16 protein-coding genes are annotated in these 18,344 nt (G+C 69.7%); 4 read left to right on the forward strand and 12 right to left on the reverse strand.

Going from position 1 to position 18,344, the window contains the following annotated elements:
* Positions 1 to 16: 16 nt before the first annotated feature.
* The 5 genes from J7520_RS06260 to J7520_RS06280 all read right to left on the reverse strand — a co-directional run bounded on the left by J7520_RS06260 (position 17) and on the right by J7520_RS06280 (position 2,867).
* Positions 17 to 598, reverse strand: coding sequence for a M15 family metallopeptidase (locus J7520_RS06260; RefSeq protein ID WP_291185463.1), 582 nt, complete (start codon positions 596 to 598; stop codon positions 17 to 19).
* Between the two features lie 31 nt (positions 599 to 629).
* On the reverse strand, positions 630 to 1,343 hold the full coding sequence (locus J7520_RS06265; RefSeq protein ID WP_291185466.1) for a DUF3887 domain-containing protein: 714 nt from the start codon (positions 1,341 to 1,343) through the stop codon (positions 630 to 632).
* A 128-nt stretch (positions 1,344 to 1,471) separates the two neighbouring features.
* On the reverse strand, positions 1,472 to 1,660 hold the full coding sequence (locus J7520_RS06270) for an Arc family DNA-binding protein (RefSeq protein WP_291185469.1): 189 nt from the start codon (positions 1,658 to 1,660) through the stop codon (positions 1,472 to 1,474).
* Positions 1,657 to 1,968 carry a hypothetical protein gene (locus J7520_RS06275; RefSeq protein WP_291185472.1) on the reverse strand — a complete coding sequence of 104 codons (312 nt, stop codon included), beginning with the start codon at positions 1,966 to 1,968 and terminating at the stop codon, positions 1,657 to 1,659. The genes J7520_RS06270 and J7520_RS06275 overlap by 4 nt, the downstream gene beginning before the upstream one ends.
* Positions 1,969 to 1,997: 29 nt before the next feature.
* Positions 1,998 to 2,867: an SPFH domain-containing protein gene (locus J7520_RS06280; RefSeq protein ID WP_291185475.1), complete on the reverse strand. Its 870-nt coding sequence runs from the start codon at positions 2,865 to 2,867 to the stop codon at positions 1,998 to 2,000.
* Between the two features lie 127 nt (positions 2,868 to 2,994).
* Between J7520_RS06280 and J7520_RS06285 the strand changes: the two genes are divergently transcribed.
* On the forward strand, positions 2,995 to 4,674 hold the full coding sequence (locus tag J7520_RS06285) for a M64 family metallopeptidase (RefSeq protein ID WP_291185478.1): 1,680 nt from the start codon (positions 2,995 to 2,997) through the stop codon (positions 4,672 to 4,674).
* Positions 4,675 to 4,684: 10 nt separating this feature from the next.
* Here J7520_RS06285 and J7520_RS06290 read toward each other — a convergent pair whose 3' ends face one another.
* Positions 4,685 to 6,112, reverse strand: coding sequence for a transglutaminase-like domain-containing protein (locus J7520_RS06290; protein WP_291185480.1), 1,428 nt, complete (start codon positions 6,110 to 6,112; stop codon positions 4,685 to 4,687).
* Between the two features lie 178 nt (positions 6,113 to 6,290).
* Here J7520_RS06290 and purT point away from each other — a divergent pair, with 178 nt between their 5' ends.
* Both purT and J7520_RS06300 read left to right on the forward strand, forming a co-directional pair.
* Positions 6,291 to 7,472, forward strand: a complete 1,182-nt coding sequence (gene purT, locus J7520_RS06295) for a formate-dependent phosphoribosylglycinamide formyltransferase (protein WP_291185483.1) — start codon at positions 6,291 to 6,293, stop codon at positions 7,470 to 7,472.
* A gap of 37 nt (positions 7,473 to 7,509) precedes the next feature.
* Positions 7,510 to 7,776, forward strand: coding sequence for a hypothetical protein (locus J7520_RS06300; RefSeq protein ID WP_291185485.1), 267 nt, complete (start codon positions 7,510 to 7,512; stop codon positions 7,774 to 7,776).
* Between the two features lie 113 nt (positions 7,777 to 7,889).
* Here J7520_RS06300 and J7520_RS06305 read toward each other — a convergent pair whose 3' ends face one another.
* The 6 genes from J7520_RS06305 to J7520_RS06330 all read right to left on the reverse strand — a co-directional run bounded on the left by J7520_RS06305 (position 7,890) and on the right by J7520_RS06330 (position 17,700).
* Positions 7,890 to 12,158 carry a hypothetical protein gene (locus J7520_RS06305; protein ID WP_291185489.1) on the reverse strand — a complete coding sequence of 1,423 codons (4,269 nt, stop codon included), beginning with the start codon at positions 12,156 to 12,158 and terminating at the stop codon, positions 7,890 to 7,892.
* Between the two features lie 210 nt (positions 12,159 to 12,368).
* Positions 12,369 to 14,759, reverse strand: coding sequence for a winged helix-turn-helix domain-containing protein (locus tag J7520_RS06310; protein ID WP_291185492.1), 2,391 nt, complete (start codon positions 14,757 to 14,759; stop codon positions 12,369 to 12,371).
* A 47-nt stretch (positions 14,760 to 14,806) separates the two neighbouring features.
* A complete protein-coding gene (locus tag J7520_RS06315) occupies positions 14,807 to 15,523 on the reverse strand; it encodes an arginyltransferase (protein WP_291185495.1) in 717 nt (238 codons plus the stop codon).
* 181 nt (positions 15,524 to 15,704) lie between these two features.
* A complete protein-coding gene (locus J7520_RS06320; RefSeq protein WP_291185498.1) occupies positions 15,705 to 16,091 on the reverse strand; it encodes a hypothetical protein in 387 nt (128 codons plus the stop codon).
* Positions 16,092 to 16,100: 9 nt separating this feature from the next.
* Positions 16,101 to 16,970 (reverse strand): acyl-CoA thioesterase II, encoded by an 870-nt coding sequence (tesB, locus tag J7520_RS06325; RefSeq protein WP_291185501.1) that lies wholly within the window; start codon positions 16,968 to 16,970, stop codon positions 16,101 to 16,103.
* A 139-nt stretch (positions 16,971 to 17,109) separates the two neighbouring features.
* On the reverse strand, positions 17,110 to 17,700 hold the full coding sequence (locus J7520_RS06330; protein ID WP_291185504.1) for an N-acetylmuramoyl-L-alanine amidase: 591 nt from the start codon (positions 17,698 to 17,700) through the stop codon (positions 17,110 to 17,112).
* Between the two features lie 130 nt (positions 17,701 to 17,830).
* Here J7520_RS06330 and J7520_RS06335 point away from each other — a divergent pair, with 130 nt between their 5' ends.
* The gene (locus J7520_RS06335; protein ID WP_291185506.1) at positions 17,831 to 18,343 is read left to right on the forward strand and encodes an alpha/beta family hydrolase; all 513 of its coding nucleotides are present in this window, start codon (positions 17,831 to 17,833) and stop codon (positions 18,341 to 18,343) included.
* Position 18,344: the final 1 nt, after the last annotated feature.

Consider the following 18,344-nt stretch of genomic DNA (forward strand, 5'->3'; position numbering starts at 1 on the left):
CTCGATCGGGAAAAACTTAGGCGGTAGCGCCGCGCGAAGACGATCGCGCATGCCAGCACCAGTGCCACGGCTCGTAGGCGATGGCGTGCCGGTTGCCGCGCGGATACGACAGCACGAAACCGAACTCGCGCGCGCGCCGCGCGAGCCACGCGAACGCCGGCGAATGCTCGAACTCCTCTTCGAGCGCCGCGTAGCCGGGCGTGGTCAGGTCGACGACGCGACCGGAGTGATGCTCGCTGTAGCCGGGCGCCGCGCTGACGCGCAGGATCTCCTCCACGCTCTGCCCGCGCTCGAGCTTGCGCTTCAAGATGCCGAGCTGGTACTCCGCCGAGCGGAACGCCGAGACGAGTTGCAGTTCGACGCCGTCGTGCGCGGCGGCGTCGCGCAGGCGCACGAAGGCGCGCGCGGCGCGCGGCGCCAGCCACTGGTGGCGCGCATGGATGTCCTCGCCGACGCAGACGAGTTCGCGCGGTTCGCGCACGATGCGCAACGCGCGCGTGCGGCCGTAGTCGTGCGGCACGCCGAGCCGCGCGGCTTCGCGCAGCACGTCGAGGCGCTGCCGTGTATCGCAACGGGCGGGCGGCGCGGGTTCGCTCACGCCGCGAAGCGAAGGTGCGCGGCGCCGGTGCTCACGGCTGCACGGCCGACAACGGCTTGACGTAGAAGCCGGCGATGCGCGCATCGCTGCCGCAGGTGACCTGGGCAACCAGGGTGGTCTTCTCGAAGATCAGCGGCGTCATCACGATGAAGTAGCCTTCGCCCTTGGCCGGGTGCGCCTGGCCGCGCGCCTGCAGGGCGCCGAACTGAGCCAGCGAACTCCAGGTCTCCTTGAACTTGGCCGGCGGCAGCGCGCTGCGCATCTTCGCGTCGAAGTCCCTGGTCGCGGCAGCGAAGTCGCCTTTCTGCGCCGCGTCGAGCAGCGTCGTCGAGCGCGATTCGCAGGACGTCGCGAGGCGCTTTTCCTTCGCGTCGATCGGCGGCGTCAGCGCGACGGCGTCCTGCGCGGCGTTCTCGCTCGGCTTGCTCGCCGCCGATGCGGACTCCGGTTTGGATTGGGCGTCTTGCGATTCGGCCTTCTCGGCTTCGGTTTTCGCTTCGGTCGCAGCGGGCTCGGCATTCGCCGTCTCGCTCGTTGCCGCGTCGGCCGGTGCGGCGGTCGAGGTTTCCGCCGCGGCGTCCTGCGGCGGCGTCTTCTGCGCGTCGACGTCCTTGGCGCGCGCCATCGCGTCGACATCGAGTTCCTGCGGCGGGGCTTCCGGCGGCGCCTTCTTCTTCGCGGGCGCGGCCGCCTGGGCACTGGCGGCGGCGAGCAGCAGGATGCAGGCGAGGGCACGTATCGACATGGGAAATCTCCGGGCGACGGGCGCCGCGATGCCTCGCGGCCGAACGGGCGCCAACGCTATCACGACGGCATGTATCGACGCTGAGCCGGCCGGTCGGTGCAGCGCGGTACCGCCGGGCGGAAGACGGCTCACGCGGAATCGTCCTCGATCAGCTTCGGCTTCTGCGCCGGCTTCAGGCGGCCGGCCTTGCGCAGCGCATCGCGCAGCAGGTATTCGATCTGCGCGTTGAGCGAGCGCAGATCGTCGTCGGCCCAGCGCTGCACCGCCTCGAGCACGGGCGCGCTGATGCGCAGCGGGTAGGCTTTCTTTTCGCTCACGGCTTCAGATAGTTCTGCGCGCCGAGGTACAGCCAGGCGGCCAGCACCAGGATCATCGCGACCAGGAAGGACGAGGCGATGCGGTCGTCGACGAGCCCGGATCCGACCGCCGCGCCGAACGCCGCGATCAGGCCGCCGAGGACGTACAGGAGGTTGCCGGCGAAGCGCCCGAGTCCGGCGCGATCGGCGACGCGCGCGGGATCGACGAAGTTGAGCAGTCCGACGCGTTGCCGGCTGCGCACGAGCCAGGCGATCGTCCAGATCACGGCGGCGGCGACGAACGTGAGCCAGACTGGTCCGTTGCGCATGACGGTGCTCCTCCGGCAGCTTCGCGGGCTCAGTAGAGCGTTCCGGTATTCACCACCGGCTGCGTGCTGCGATCTCCGCACAGCACGACCAGGAGGTTGCTCACCATCGCCGCGCGGCGCTCGTTGTCGAGGTCGACGACGCCGCGCTTGCCGAGTTCGGCCAGCGCCATCTCGACCATGCTGACCGCGCCTTCGACGATGCGCGTGCGCGCGGCGATGATCGCGCCGGCCTGCTGGCGCTGCAGCATCGCCTGGGCGATTTCCTGCGCGTAGGCGAGGTGGCTGATGCGCGCCTCGATGACCTGCACGCCGGCTTTGCCGAGGCGGGTCTGGATCTCGTCGCGCAAATGCGCGTTGACCTCCTCGCCGTGACTGCGCAGCGAGGGCTTGTCGCTGTCGTGCGCGTCGTAGGGATAGCTCTGCGCCATCTGCCGCAGCGCCGATTCGGACTGGATGCGCACGAAGTTCTCGTAGTCGTCGACCTGGAACACCGCCTCGGCGGTGTCGACCACCTGCCACACCACGACCGCCGCGATCTCGATCGGGTTGCCGTCGTTGTCGTTGACCTTGAGCTTGCCGGATTCGAAGTTGCGCACGCGCAGGGACAGCGCGCGGCGCGAGTAGAACGGGTTGGTCCAACGCAGGCCTTCTTCGCGCACGCTGCCGGCGTAGCGGCCGAACAGCTGCATGACCTGGCCCTGGTTCGGCTGCACCTGGAACAGGCCCTTGACGAGGAAGGAAATCGCGCCGATCAGGATGGCCGCGCCGCCGACCGTGTACGGCTGCCCGGGGCCGTGTCCCATGGCGCCGCCGAGCCAGACGAAGGCGACGATCGCGGTCGCGATCAGCAGCAGCACGACCGGCAGGCCGGCGACGGAAAACGCTTTGCGCTCGTTCATGGCGGCTCCTCGAAGTGGAGCGAGACGATATCAAAAACATATCAATTTGGAAATCCCTGGTTCGGATGAGCCGTTCCGACGCTTTTTTCCGCCATAGTTGGGAAAGCAGAAAACGGAGGAGGGATCGATGAAACCGAAGTTCCGCTGGACGTGGCTGGCCGCGATCGCGGCGTCGAACGCGGCCTGGGCGGCGCCGGCGCACTACGTCGTGTTCGAGATGGACGCGGCGAAGAACGTACGGGCGCTCTTCTACACGCAGGTCGACATCGCCGACGCGGCACTGGAGCGCGCCCGCGACGCGCAGCCGGCGGGCGAGGAGCGAATCGCCTACCGCCTCGTGCGCGACGGCGTCGGCCGCGGCGAGCGCAGCGTCGAGGTGCCTTCGCTGCGCGCCGAGTTCGCGCGTGACCCGGATCGCGGCGACCAGCGCATCGTGGCCAGGCCGGTCGACGCCGCCGTGCGGCACTTCGTGCTGCGTGTGCCGCTCGCCGACGCCGACACGGTCGAGTTCGGCGACGCCGGCAAGACGCAGCGTTTCGATCTGCACGAGCTCGCGTCGCGCGAGCAGACGACCACCTACGCCGGGCGGACGCCGATGCAGATCGAGCGCGCGCCGAACGCGGGCAATCCGGCCAATCGCGTCGACATGCTGGTGATCGGCGAAGGCTACACCGCGGCGCAGCAGGGACTGTTCGACAGCGACGCGGCGATCCTGCGCGAGTCGTTCTTCGGCCTCACGCCGTACAAGGAATATCAGAGCTTCGTGAACTGGACGACCGGCTTCGTCGCCTCGAACCAGTCCGGCGCCGATCATCCGCCGTATCAGTCCGGCTGCACGCAGGCGACCTGCTGCTCGGATCCGGAGGCGCAAAGCGATCCGCGCGCGGGCCAATTCGTCGACACCGCGTTCGACGCGACGTTCTGCGCGTTCCAGATCCACCGCCTGCTCACCGTCGACGACGGCGCCGTGCTCGCCGCGGCGGCGGCGTATCCGGACTGGGACAAGATCGTCGTCGTCGTCAACGATCCGGTCTACGGCGGCGCGGGCGGAAACATTTCGACCACCTCGACGCATGCGCAGGCGACGCAGATCGTGCTGCACGAGTACGGCCACAGCTTCACCGGCCTCGCCGACGAATACGATTCGCCGTATCCGGGATTTCCGCCATGCAGCGATCTTTCCGGCGGGGCGCCCTGCGAAGCGAACGTGACCGACCAGACCAGCGCGTCGTCGGTGAAATGGAAGAGCTGGTTCACGCCCGGCAATCCGATTCCGACGCCGCCGGGCACTTCCGGCGTGGGCCTGTTCGAAGGCGCGCGCTATCGAAGCAGCGGCATGTTCCGCCCGGTCGACACGCAATGCCTGATGCAATTCCTCGGCGTGCCGTTCTGTCCGGTCTGCGCGCAGGAATACGTGCGCACGCTGTATCGCGGCGGATTCGGCGTGCCGGCGGGCGGCATCGACCTGATCGAGCCGGGCAGCGAATCGCCGCCGACCTCGGGTGTCGTCGCCTACGGGCTGGGTTCCTCGCGCACGTTCCAGGTCTCGACGCTGCAGCCGACGATCGGCTCGATCGCCGTCCAGTGGTATCTGGACGGCGCCGCTATCAGCGGCGCGAACGCGGCGAGCTACGTCTTCTCGCAAGGCTCGCCGACGCCGGCGACGCGCACGCTCGAAGTGCGCGTGACCGATTCGACGGCGCTGGTGTCGCCGACGATGGCCGGCGGCCTGCTCGAGCATCGGCGCAGCTGGACGATCCAGGTCGGCAACGACGTGATCTTCCGCAACGGCTTCGAGTCGCCGTAGCCGTCCGCGCTCACGGCGTCAGGGCTTCGGCTTCGCGCAGCTCGATGCGCCCGAGCATGTCCAGCCCGGCGTAGAACCGCCACGGATCGCCGTCGCCGACCGACAGCGCGATGTGGCCGGCGTCGAAGCCGGGCAGGGCGGCGTCGAAGCTCTGCCAGCGGCCGTCGATCCACGCCTGCGCCCAGGCGTGCGGCACGAACACCTGTTCCTTGCCGGCGAAGCCGGGCGCGTAGGCGAGTCCGTCGACCACGCGCGTGGCCAGGCCGAGCGTGCGGCCGAGAGCGGCGACCAGCACGGCGTGCTCGGTGCAGTCGCCCTCGGGCTTGCGCGCGACTTCGAGCGCGGAGGCGTAGCCGACGCCGAGGCTCTTGTTGCGGATGAAGCCGCGCACGAACGTCTCCACCGCGTGCATCTGCGCGAGCGGATCGCGCTTCGTGCCGACGGCGCGGCGCGCCAGCTTGACCAGTTCCGGCGACTTGCTCTGCAGCCAGTCGTTGGGCTGGTAGTCGTCGCGGTCGGGCTTCGCTTCGCCGCGCGCCACCGCCTTGCGCCGCACGGTGACGAGGAGCTCGTCGCCGCGCCGCTCGACGCTCTGCTCGTCGGTGTCGGGCAGGGTCAGCGGCTTGCCGGATTCGCGCGGTGCCAGCGTGTAGCGCATCGTGCCGGCGAGTCCGGCCGGGGTCAGCGCGCGCGGCGAATCCACCAGCGTGCGTTCGAACACGTCGCTGCCCTGGTTCGGCGCGGTCGCACAGGTGCGGTCGCAGGCGAGCAGGACCAGTTCGACGCCCATCACCGGCATGGCCAGCTTGTAGACGGTCTGGTCGGCGTCGACCCAGGCGCGCGTCTTCATCGGCGCGCCCGGAAAGGCCAGCGTCTGCTCGACCGGACTGAGGCTGCGGCGGCCGGTGGGCAGGTCCACATCTTCCTTCGCGCCGACCACGCTGGTGATCTCGGCGGCGTCCGCGCTCGACGGCTGGAACGACAAGGCCTTGTACCGCGTGCCCGGCGCGAGGCCGGCGCGCACGCCGGCGAGGCGCACGCCTTCCGGCAGCAGGGCGCCCTTCGGCCACGGCAGAGTGCGCTTCTGCGTCTCGCCGCCGTTGCTCGAGACCAGGCGCAGGGTGTCGCCGCGCAACGTGCCCTCAAGGACGGTCTCGCTGCCGGACAGCTGCGACACGCTGCGGAAGCCGAGCGGCTTGCCGTCCTCGGTCTCGGTGCTGGTTTCCGCGCTGCTCATCGTCACCTGGGTGCCGGCGCGATCGAGCACGAGATCGAGCTTCTGCATCGTCACCACTTCGCCGCCGCGCACCTCGCGCCTGGACTCGAACGTGCCGATCTTGCGGCCGTCGAGCAGGACCGTGAACCACTGGTCCTGCGGAGGTGCGGCGCCGGCGAGCGACGGCAGGGCGAACAGGACGGCGAGAAGAAGGCGACGCATGCGAATTCCCGGTGGCAGGCGCCTATTGTGCCAATCTGCGTCGCGGAGCGTGCGGGCCCGGTCCGGGGTGCCGTTTCGGCGTCGACGCGCCTTTTTTCCCGCCACGGCTCATTCGCCGGACTGCACTCGCCGCGGCGGCACTCACTACAATTGCGCTCCTGTTTCCACGAGTCCGCGCATGAAAGCCTTCGGCACGCCGCACACCGACACCGCGATCCGCGTCCTGCTGCTCGGCTCGGGCGAGCTCGGCAAGGAGGTCGCGATCGAGCTGCAGCGCTTCGCGGTCGAGGTGATCGCGGTCGACCGCTACGCGAACGCGCCGGCGATGCAGGTCGCCCATCGCTCGCACGTGATCGACATGCTCGACGGCGCCGAGCTGCGCCGCGTGATCGAGCTAGAGCGCCCCGACCTCGTCGTGCCGGAGATCGAGGCGATCCATACGCCGACCCTGGTCGAGCTGGAGCGGCAGGGCCTGAACGTGGTGCCGACCGCGCGCGCGGCCTGGCTGACGATGAACCGCGAAGGCATCCGCCGGCTCGCCGCCGAAGAACTGGGCTTGCCGACCTCGCCGTACCGCTTCGTCGACACGCGCGAGGACTATCTCGCCGCGGCGGCCGAGATCGGCCTGCCGCTCGTGATCAAGCCGGTGATGTCGAGCTCGGGCAAGGGCCAGAGCATCGTGCGCGGCGAAGGCGAGCTCGACGCCGCCTGGGACTACGCGCAGTCCGGCGGACGCGCCGGGCAGGGCCGCTGCATCGTCGAGGGCTTCGTCGAGTTCGACTACGAAATCACCTTGCTCACCGTGCGCCACGTCGGCGGCACCGGTTTCTGCGCGCCGATCGGCCATCGCCAGGAGCACGGCGACTATCGCGAGTCCTGGCAGCCGCAGCCGATGAGCGACGCGGCGCTGGCCGAGGCGGAACGCCAGGCGGCCATGATCACGGCGGCGCTCGGCGGATACGGGGTGTTCGGCGTCGAGTTCTTCGTCAAGGGCGATGCGGTGGTGTTCTCGGAAGTCAGCCCGCGCCCGCACGACACCGGCCTGGTCACGCTGATCTCGCAGGACCTGTCGGAGTTCGCACTGCACGCGCGCGCGATCCTCGGTCTGCCGATCCCGGCGATCCGCCAGCTCGGGCCGTCGGCTTCCTGCGCCGTGCTCGCCGAAGGCCACGGGGCGCGGCCGGGCTACCACGGCGTCGCCGAAGCGTTGAACGAGCCCGATACGATGCTGCGCCTGTTCGGCAAGCCGGAAGTGCGCGGCCAGCGCCGCATGGCGGTCACGCTGGCGCGCGACGTCGACGTCGACGCAGCGATCGCCAAGGCCGTGCGCGCTGCCTCGCGGCTGTCGATCACGCTCTGAATCGAACCTTTCCGCAACTCTCACGAAGGACCGTCGCATGCCCGATGCCCCGAACTATGCCGTGTTCCTGTTCCCGCAGGCCCTGGAAGCGCTCGGCGAGCCGATCAAGCCCTACCTGCGCGACGCGCCCGGCGGCCCGCACATCGTCTGCGTCGAGATCGACGCGTCCGGCCCGCTGTTCGGCATGACCTTGGTCGGCAAGGGACCGGCCGGCGAGCGGCTGGAGCTGGAGCTGATGCTGCCGGTGTCGATGGTCAAGCTGGTCATGTCGATGCACGGCGAGCACGAGATCGGTTTCGTCTGATCGCGCATCGTCGGAGCGAACGGGTTCCCGTTGTCGCGGGATGACGGCGCTCAGGATTCTCAGGGGCGAAGCGCCGCCGTTGCCGGCGGCGCCTGCCGTTTCCCGCTACCGCGTCAGCGCACGGTGCCGTCGAAGCCGTCGCGGAAGATCGCCGCGCCGCCGTCGCCGTTCGTGACGGTGAAGGCGACCGGCACCGCCAGCAGCGAATGCGCGCGGTCGTTGCTGTCGATGCAGATGTTGGCGCTGTATTCCCCGGCCTCCAGGCCGCCGGCGTCGAAGGTCACGGTCACCGGCGAACGTGCGCCCGGCGAGGTGCGGCCTTCGGCGACGTCGAAGCGCAGCCACGCAATCTCGCCCGGATACGCGCACGCTCCGCCGGCGCGTGCGATCGACAGGGCGTCGATCTGCAGGTAGCCGTGCTGATTGGGCCGCAGCGGATACGGCGAGATCCGTTGCGCGACGCCGGTGACCAGGTCGATCGTGTAGAGGCCGCCGCCGGCGCTCGTGCCGAAGGCGGGGTAGTACCCGGCGGCGAGATACAGCACGCCGCTGGCGTCGTCGAAGTCGATGCTATTGGTGTCCTGGATGTCGAAGCCGAGCGAGCCGATCAGCGCGGCGCGGCCGTTGGTCTTGTCGATCGCGACCAGCGCATCGTTGAGCAGGTCGATACCGTACATCTGGCCGCCCGGCGAGACCGCGATGTCGGTGACGCAGAGCGGGCGGGCATCGTCGAAGTGGATCGCGCCGATGGTGCGTTGTTCACCGGTATCCGGATCGATCGTGTACAGCGCCGAGCTGCCGAACGCCACCTGTTCGTCGCAGGGTTGTCCCTGGCCGCCGGTCATGGCGGAGGAGGCGAACAGCGTATCGGTGCTGCGGTCCCAGGCCAGGCCGCTCAGCCGCTGCCCGTTGGCCGGCATGGTCGTCAGCGGCTGGCTGACCTGGTAGGCCTGAAAATCGGTGTAGTCCAGCCGCAGCAGGGCGACGGCGTCTCCTTCGTTCGGCGAGTACAGGATGTACTGCTGGCTGAAGTCGTCGCGAATGAAGTCGCCACCCTGGGTGCCGACGGAATTGAAGAACACCGGCGTCAGTTCGGTCGGATTATTCGCGTTGAACGTCACGTAGTTGGCGCCGCCGAGATGGTTGGTCGTGGAGGCGATCATGGCGCCGTAGGCGGGCACGTCGAAGGCCGCCGATGCCGGCGCGAAACGCGTCGATGCGGACGCGTTCTTGCTTTGCGGATGCGTCGACGGCCGGTACGGCAGGCCGGATCGTTCGGGCGGCAGCACCCAGCGTTGCGTTTCCGGGAAGTGTCCGGCCGCGGCGGCGCGGTCGAGCGACCAGTCGAGCGTCAGGTTGCCGGTGTTGGCGATGTCGAGCATTCGCGTCACGGACTGCTGCCGGGCCGCGCTCGCAGCGAGGCTCGCCGGCGCCTGCACGCGCGGCGTGCCGACCTGCAGATGCGTCGCGGCGGTGGCGATGTGCGGACGGGAGGTCGGCGAGAACACGATGCTCTGCCCGTCGTGCAGAGGCGGCGCGACGTCGACCGCGCCGTCGACCGACGGATTGGTGCCGATCAGGCCGATCGTGGCCGAGCCGCCGTAGCTGAGCGACGGTGCGGAGGGATCGTCGAAGTCGAGATCGCGGTAGACGTAGCGGATCGTTCCGCTGTCCTCGTCGACGATCGCCTCGAAGGTGATGCCGCCGGCCGGATTGGGCACGCTGGCGTGGTCCTTCCGATCCCACTGCACGATCAGGCGCCGGTTCGGCGCTGCGCCGACGGTCTGCACGTAGACCGCGCCGTTGTCGCCGAGCACGTCCCAGTACGGCAGGATGCCGTCGGTGTAGTCGCTGTCGGTCTGTCCGTTGTCGCCGACGAAGGGCGGCGTCAGGACGGAATTCTGCGTCGACGGGCATTCCGTGTAGAAACCGGGCACCAGGCGCAGCGTGCCGCTGTTGTTGACGCACAGATGGTCGCCCGAGTCCGGCCGGAAGGTGGTGCCGAAGTAGGTCAGCGGGAACGGCACCGGCAGGTCGGTGACGCCGAGCGCTTCGGAGATCACCGCCTGGCCGGTGCCGGAGATGTCGACGAAGGCTTCCGTCGCGTTCGTGTCGGCGTGATAGCCCGGCGCGGCGGCGAACGCGGTCCAGGTGAACTCCTCGTCCATGCTGTCGGCGGTGGCGGCGGTGGTGATGTGGTAGCGGACCGTCGACTGCGCGGCGATGGCCAGCGGTTGGAGGTAGAGCGCCTGATCGCTGTCGAGCGTCCAGAAGTACGCCCACGGCGAATGCTGCAGGCTGTGGTAGTTCAGTGGCGTCGAGGTGCGGTTGGTCAGCGTGAAGCAGTAGTTGACCGGCGTGCCGGGCGTGACCTCCAGATGCGCCGAGGCACCGCAGGCCGGCGGCGGATCGGCGCTCAGGGTCACCTGCAGCTCGATGCCCGGACCGTCGATCGCTTCGTTGCTGAGCAGGAAGAACGACGGAGCGCTCTCCAGGCCGGTCACCACCGCCTTCACCGCGTAGCTGCCGCCGACGCCGTTGGCGACGGCTGTCACGCTGGCCTCGCCGTTGGCGTCGGTGGTCGCGGTGGAGGCGGACAGGAGGGCGCCGGGGCCGCCGGCAGGCGCTTGGAAACTGACCTGCACGCCGCGCACCGGCACGGCCGGAAAGGCGCCGAGCACGCGCACCTTCAGCGGTGTCGCGAACGGCAGTCCGGTGACCGCGGTCTGCGGCGTGCCGCCGAGCGTGACCCGGCCGGGCGCCACGAATTCCGCCGTGACGGTGCAGTCGGCCGCGATTGGCCCGGTGGTGTACACGTCGCCGTTCAACGTGCCGTTGCAGCCGCTGGCGGCGCTCACGTAGTAGCCGGTGCTCGGCACCAGGGTGAAGCTGATGGTCTGTCCAAAGCGCACCGTCTGCGGCCCGGCCGGCGACAGCGAGCCGCTCAGCGGCGTGCCGGTGCTGACGGCCGTGTTGACGACGAAGGTCGGCGCATTCGGGTCGGCGACGAAGCTGGCGCTGACCGTGCAATCCGCGGTGACCGGTCCGGTGACGTAGTCGGGGCCCTGGATCGAGCCGCCGCAGCCGTCGACGGCGTCGAGGCGGTAGCCCGCATCGGGCTGGATCGTGAAGCGCGTCGTCTCGCCTTCGTGCACGCTCTGCGGCGTCGACGGCGAAAGGCTGCCGTTGGCGCCTGCCGCCGGCGTGACGGTGTGGACGGGGATGTCGATCGTGCCGTCGGAATTCAGCCGCGCCAGGTTCTTGCGCGGATAGCCGCCGCCGGCTTCGTAGAAGTAGCCGCCGGTGAGTACCTTGCCGTCGGCCTGCAGCGCCGACGCCACGACGATCGCGTAGACGATCTTCGGGTCGGCGAAGCTCGTGTCGATCGTGCCGTCCGGGTCGAGGCGCACCACCGCCGGTTTCGGGTAGCCGGTGGAAACGTAGGCCGTGCCGCCGGAGAGCAGGAGCTTGCCGTCGCCTTGCTGCAGGATCTGGTTGATCTCGCTGAAGTTCAGGCGCGTCGCCGCGTCGAACGCGTTGTCCAGGCTGCCGTCGGGGCGCAGTCGCGCGAGCCCGCGGAACGGGGTCGTGAAGCGGCCGCTGATGACGACGGCGCCGTCGCTCTGCACCAGCACCTCGGTCACCAGGTTGTTGATGTTCGCGGTCTGGAAGCTGGGATCGAGCGAGCCGTTCGCGTTCAGCCGCAGCACGCCGTGCTGGCCGCCGTAGGAGCCGCCGAGAAGGATCTTGCCGTCGGCCTGCAAGGCGGCCGAGTAGACGCTGTCCGGACCGCCGTCGGCGGAGCCCGGCAGCGCGAAGGTCGAGTCCAGCGTGCCGTCGCCGTTCAGCCGCGCGATGCCGGCCGGGAAGGGCTGGCCGTTGATCGAGTTGAAGCCGTAGCCGTCGATGGTCTTGAAGACCAGGATCTTGCCGTCCGCCTGCAGCAGGACGCCGCCGACGTCGGGCGTGCTGCCGTCGCCGGCGAAATCGAGCGCGGCGAAGGACGTGTCCAGGCTGCCGTCGGCATTGAGCCGCGCCAGCCCCTTGCGCGGGACGCCGTCGACCTGGTCGAAGCTGCCGCCGATCAGGATCTTGCCGTCGGGCTGCCTGACGATCGCCATCACGCCATAGGAGGTGCCGCCGCTGGCGATGCCGGTGAAGCTCGCGTCGAGGTTGCCGTCCTCGTCGAGGCGCGCGAGGTAGTTGTGCGGCGCGCCGCCGATCTGGCTGAAGGTGCCGCCGACCAGGATGTCGCCGTCCGGCAGCGGCAGGATGGATCTGACGAAGTCGTTCGGATTCGGCGCGAACACGGTCGCGCCGGCGGACCCGCCGAACGCGGCGGCTGCCGCGAAGGCGAGGCGAAGAAGGATGGTGGGTTTCATAGAGGTCAAGGATCTCCCGCGAGTGGTCGCCGATGGCGAGTCGGACCTCGTCAACGGCTCCCCGCCGGTCCGACGCGGCAGTATGTCCGGCGGCCTAGCCGCCCCGTGTTACGCGGTTTCGGGATCGTCTTTGAATCGTCTTTGATTCGTCTTCGGATCGGCGCGGAATCGCCTTGCGGCGCGCTTTGGCGGCTACCGACGCGGCGCCGGTCACTTCGAGGCGACGGTGCGCGACCCGCTCGGGACCTCGCGTTCGCCGGCCAGCGCGCGGGCTCGTTGCAGCGCCGCATCCGACTCCCGGCGATCGCCGCGCGCATCGAAGACGGCCGCCTCGAACAGCGCGACGTCGAAGTCGCGATCGCTCCACGGGGCCAGCCGGCCGGCCAGGGCGCCGGCTTCCTCGACGCGGCGCTGCGCCAGCAGCCAGCGGCCGTAGGCCACGCCGACCGTGACCAGACCGATCGGCGTGCCGCGCGCTTCCGCCTGCTTCAGCGCGGCGCGGAAGTGGTTCTCGGCATCCGTCGGCTTGCCCGTCCACGCAGACCTTTCGGCGCGCGCGATCAACAGGAACGGCGACGGATTCCTGGTGCCGGGAGAAAGCTCGCGTTCCATCGTGTCGACGGAGGCTTCGCCGGCGGCGATCAACGCGCGCTGGTGCAGCAGGATCAACTGCGCGCCGTTGCGCTCGACATCCGGATCATCGGGCGACCACAGCGCGAGTCCGCGCTCCGCGGCGGTGGCGGCTTGCCTGGCGTCGCCGGCACTCCAAGCGATCGTCGCCAGCAGCGCGTCGAGATAGCGGCGCGCCTGCGGGCGCGTATTGGCGTGCTCGCGCTGCGCCTGCGCGGCCAATTCGCGCGCTTCGCGCAGGCGGCCGAGCATCACCAGCGCCTCGCCGCGGTTGACCGCGATCTTCAGCGCCAGCCCGGGATCGCCGGCGCGATCGCGATGCGCCCATTGGCGATCGGCGATCGCCAGCGCCTCCGGCCAGCGCCACAGCGCCGCGTCGGCGTCGAAGGCGACGGTCAGCACGCCGAGCATGCGCTCCGGTGCGCCGAACGCCTCGAACTGGTCGGCGGCGCCGAGCAGGGATTTCAACGCCGGTTCGTAGCGTTCGCGCTGGTATTCGAGCAGGCCGAGGTTGGTGTCCGACTGGATCAGGCCGAGCCGGTCGCCGTTGCGCTGCAGTTCGATGCGCGCGCGGCCGAGGTCGGTCGCCGCTTCGTCGAAGCGGTCGAGGCCGACGCGCACGCCGCCGCGGCCGTTCAGCGCGCGCGCCAGGTCGATCGGCGAATTCGCGTTCTGCAAGGCGCCGACGGCCGCGTCGTAGTCGCTTTCGGCGTCGGCGTACCGTTCGAGCCGCACGCGTGCCAGGGCGCGGTTGGAGAGCGCGCGTCCGTACAGCACGGGATCGGCGCGCACGGATGGATCGGCGACGAGTCGCGTATAGCCGGCGTCGGCCTGGTCGAGCCGGCCGGCGCGCGCGTCGACCATCGCCAGCATCAGCCGCGCGCGCGGCGCGTCCTGCTCCGGGATCGCGGCGAGGATCTTGCGCGCGGTGTCCAGTTCGCTGGCCAGCATCGCTGCCTGTGCCTGTTGCAGGCGTTCGTCGAGATCGTCGTTCTCGCCGCGCTCGGCCGGCGGCGAATGGCCCATCGCGGCGAGCAGCAGGTCGGCGGCCTGGCGCGCGGCGCGGATCACGTCGACGTGCTTGGCGGTGGCGGTGTAGCGCTGGGCGTCGCCGCGGGTGGCGGCGAGTTCGACCGTCCAGCCTTCCGGCGATCGCATCGCCTTGCCCTCGACCAGGCTGCCGACGCCGAGATTGCCGCGGAGCCGGGGCGTTCCGCCGTCGTCGGCCGGCGCGCCGCGCAGGGCGATCAGCACGTTCTCGCTCGGCGGCACGGCCAGGCCCGCGTCGCGCAGACGCTCGGCGATCAGGTCCATTGCGCCGAGCCGTATCCAGCTGCTGTCCTTGGGGCCGTTCACGTCGAGCGGCAGGACGGCGAACGAGGAGGGTTCCGCGCTTGCTTCCGCTACCGGATCGGCGTTCGGCGAGCGGTGGCTCAGCCAGGCGACTGCCGCCAGCGCGACGGCGAGCGCGGCGATCGCCGCCGCCGCGGCGAACCGGCGTCGCGGCGCGGGCGCTCGTCGCGCCGCTGCAGCCGGAGCTTCGAACGTCCACACTGCCGTGCCGGTCGGCGCGGCCTCGGTTTCCGGTTCCGGCGCAGGCGGCTCGTCCGCTACCGCGGCGCTTGCCGCCTCGGCCGGGCCGCCGTCGTCGGAGCGCTCGTCGGTTTCGGCGATCCAGCGATAGCCGAATCCCGGCAGCGTGCGGACCGCCGACTGGGCCTGGCCGCTGTCGTCGATCGCGCGGCGCGCCTGCAGCATGACCTGGCTGAGCTGGGCGTCGGTCACGTCGACGCGGCCCCAGACCGCCGCGGTCAGCTCGTCGCGACCGACGGCGCGGTCGCGGTGCTCGATCAGGTAGAGGAGGCAGTCGAACGCGCGCCGCGCCAGCGGCACGCGCTCACCCTCGCGGCGCAGTTCGCGCGCGCCGTTGGTGAGCTGGAATTTTCCGAAGCGGTAGAGCCGGTTGCGCATGGTCGGATCGACGCATCCCCGTGAGCCGTGACCGAAGATCGGTGGACTCAGCCGGAAGGAGCGTCCAGATCGATCCAGGCATTGTCGCGCAGGATCTCCAGCGGCCGATAGCGCGACTTGTAGTGCATCTTCGGGTGGCGGTCGATCCAGAAGCCCAGGTAGACGTGCGGCAGGCCGCGTTCGCGCGCGAGGCGGATCTGGCTCAGGATCGCATAGGCACCGAGTCCGCGCGATTGCTGCTCTGGATCGAAAAACGTATAGACGGCCGAAAGCCCGGCGGCGCAGAAGTCGGTGACGGCCAGGGCGACGAGCTGCGCGCCGTGGCGGAATTCGACGAAGCGGGTCGGGCTCCAGGCGGTGTAGAGGAAGCGCGCGAAATCCTCCGGCCGCGCGTCGTCCATGCCGCCGTCGGGATGGCGCGCGCGCAGGTAGCGGCGGTACAGCGCGAAGTATTCGTCGGTGTAGGCGGCTGGAACGACCTGCACGCCGAGATCGGCGTTGCGTGCCAGGCAGCGCCGCTGGCTGCGATCCGGCTGGAAGCGCGCCACCGGCACGCGGCAGGCCACGCAGGCGCGGCAGCTCTGGCATTGCGGGTGGTAGACGTGGCCGCCGGCACGGCGGTAGCCGCGCTGCACGGCCAGGTCGTAGATCTGCGGCAGCTGCGGCGCGCTCGGGTCGATGACGATGTTCTGCGCGGTGCGCCCGTCGAAATAGCCGCACGGGTGCGGCAGGGTCTGGAACAGGCGGACGACATCCGAGCGCATGGCCGCATTCTAGTGGCTCGTCGAGCGGGACGACGATACTGGAAAACCCGACTCTGATCCGGGAGCGAAGAGCTGTACGCGGATCAGGCGGATCAAAGCGGATAAGTCAAAAAAATGCTTTATCCGTGTTCATCCGCCTGATCCGCGTCGAGCTTCTAGCTCACGCCAGGTAACGGCAGCGTCAATGCGACAGCTGCGTGAGGGCGATCAGTGCGGCGACGCCGGCGATCAGAGCGAGCAGGATCAGCTTGATGCGCAGCGAGGTGCGGCGGTGGCCGCTGGTGTCGCCGGCCACACGCGCGGCGGCGAGTTCGTCGGCGAAGCGGGTCGCCGGTTCCAGGCCGGCCTCGCGCAGGATGCGGCGTGCGGCGGTCTGGTCTTCCGAACGCACCACCCAGACCTGCGGCCAGGAATCGCGGTCGCCCTTGGCGGTGTAGCTGAAGCGCTTCCAGTCCGAGCCCTGGTAGGCGCGGCGGTTGGCGATCGAGGTCTGGATGCCTTGTTCGGCCATCAGCGCGACGACGCGCTGAATGTTTTCCAAGCGGGGTGAGGTGTAGATCTGGCGCATGGTTCGATGCTACGCCGTTTCTGGGCGCAGGCGGATCAATCCTTCCTGCGCGGTCGAGGCGACCAGGCGGCCGTCCTCGCTGTAGAACAGTCCGCGCGCCAGCCCGCGGCCGCCCTGCGCGGTCGGGCTGTCGCAGGCGTACAGCAGCCATTCGTCGACGCGGAACGGGCGGTGGAACCACAGCGCGTGGTCGAGGCTGGCGACCTGCACGTTGCGCTGCAGGAACGAGATGCCGTGTGGCAGCATCGCCGTGCCGATCAGGTGGAAATCGGACGCGTAGGCGAGCAGGGCGCGATGCAGCACCGCGTCGTCGGCGATGCGGCGGGTCAGGCGGAACCAGACCTGCTGCTGCGGCGGGCGCTTCGCCGGGTTCAGCTCGTCGCGCGGATAGACGTGGCGGAACTCGAACGGCCCCGAGCGGCCGAACCAGCGCTGCAGCTTCGGCGGCAGCTTGGCGAGTTCTTCCGGCGACAGCGGCTGGGGCGGTTCAAGATCGTCGGCCTTCGGCACTTCCGGCATCGACACCTGGTGCTCGACGCCGCTCTCGGCGACCTGGAACGACGCGGAGAAATTGAAGATCGGCTGGCCGTGCTGGATCGCGGTGACGCGCCGCACGGAGAAGCTGCCGCCGTCGCGCGTGCGCTCGACGTTGTAGACGATCGGTTTCTCGATGTCGCCGGCGCGCAGGAAGTACGCGTGCAGCGAATGCGCGGCGCGATCGGCGTCGACGGTCTGCTGCGCGGCCGAGAGCGCCTGGCCGAGCACCTGGCCACCGAACACGTAGCGCGTGCCGATGTCGCGGCTCTCGCCGCGGAAGAGGTTGTCTTCGAGGCGCTCGAGCTGGAGCAGGATCAGCAGTTCTTCAACGCTGGACGACATCGGGCGGGTCGCTCGGGGAGGGCGCGGAAGTATAGCGGGGGAGAGCGGGGGCTTTGGACGCGGATCGACGCGGATAAAAGCCGATCGAGCAAAGCTGGATTTGTCCGCTAAACGCTTCTTGCCTCGGCCCGATCCGTATTTATCCGTGTCGATCCGCGTCCGGCTCTTTCGGCTTCAAGCGCTCCAATCCGCTGGCCGGGACGACGTCTTCCCACGGGAACAGCGGTCCGGGATCCTGCCGGCGTCGCAACTGGATCGACGGATCGTCCTTGGCCGGCTCGAGGCGGCGGTCGAGATCCTCGTGGCCGGCGATCCAGCGCAGGTTGGAATGGTCGTGGCGCAGCTGCGCGAGCAGGCTGCGCAGCGAATCGATCTGCTCCTGCGTGTACGGCACCGTGAACGCCTGGTGGCGGCTGTCGCCCCAGTGCGGATAGCGGCCGATGTTGACCAGCTCGATGCCGATCGAGCGCGGGTTGTAGCCGTAGGTGTGGTTGGCCGCGCGCAGGTCGGCGACGAAGCGGAACACCTTGCCGTCGGTGTCGATGTAGTAGTGGCCGCTGTTGCCGGTCTGCGTGCCCTCGTAGTGGACGCGTTCGCCGAACTCGCGCGCGAGCTTCATGTCCGGCAGTTCGGTGCAATGGATCACGACCAGGTCGATCGCCGCGGACGGGCGTGCCGCCAGGCGTTCTTCGTACGGCAGCGGCCAGTCGTCGATGGCTAGGGCGGGCATGGAGGGGCCGGGATTGGGGATTGGAGATTCGGGATTCGGCAACGTGAAAGCGTACAAGCTTTCGCCGCGGCCGGTGAAGCCCGTTATGCTTCTCCGAATCCCCCATCTCCAATCCCCAATCCCGGCTCTCATGAAAGGCACGGTCATCCTCTCGCACGGCCTGGAAAGCGGCCCGCAGGCGACCAAGGTCAGCGCGCTCGCCGAAGCGGCCATCGCGCTCGGCTGGGCCGAGGTGCGGCCGGACTATCGCGATCTCGACGCCACCCGCGACGTGCGCCGGATCGACGCGCGCATCGCGCGGGCACTCGAGCACGCGCCGGCGCAAGGTCGCGTCGTCTTCGCAGGATCCAGCATGGGTGCGTTCATCTCCGGTCCGGCGTCGATCGAGCGCGCCTGCGCCGGCTTGTTCCTGATGGCGTTGCCGACTGGCATCCCGGGCTATCCACGCGCGTTCAGCGCCGCCGCGGTGCCGATGGCGCTGGCGCACGGCTGGCGCGACGAACTCTGCCCGGTCGACGCCGTGATCGAGTTCGCCCGCGACCGCTCGGCCGCGCTGCACCTGGTCGACGACGACCATCGGCTGGGCGCGCACGTGGAGTATTGCGCCGAGCTGTTCCGCCGTTTCCTGATCGCCCTGGATTGAC

This window comes from Dokdonella sp. (genome assembly GCF_017744955.1).
In the GTDB taxonomy this organism is placed as follows: domain Bacteria; phylum Pseudomonadota; class Gammaproteobacteria; order Xanthomonadales; family Rhodanobacteraceae; genus Dokdonella_A.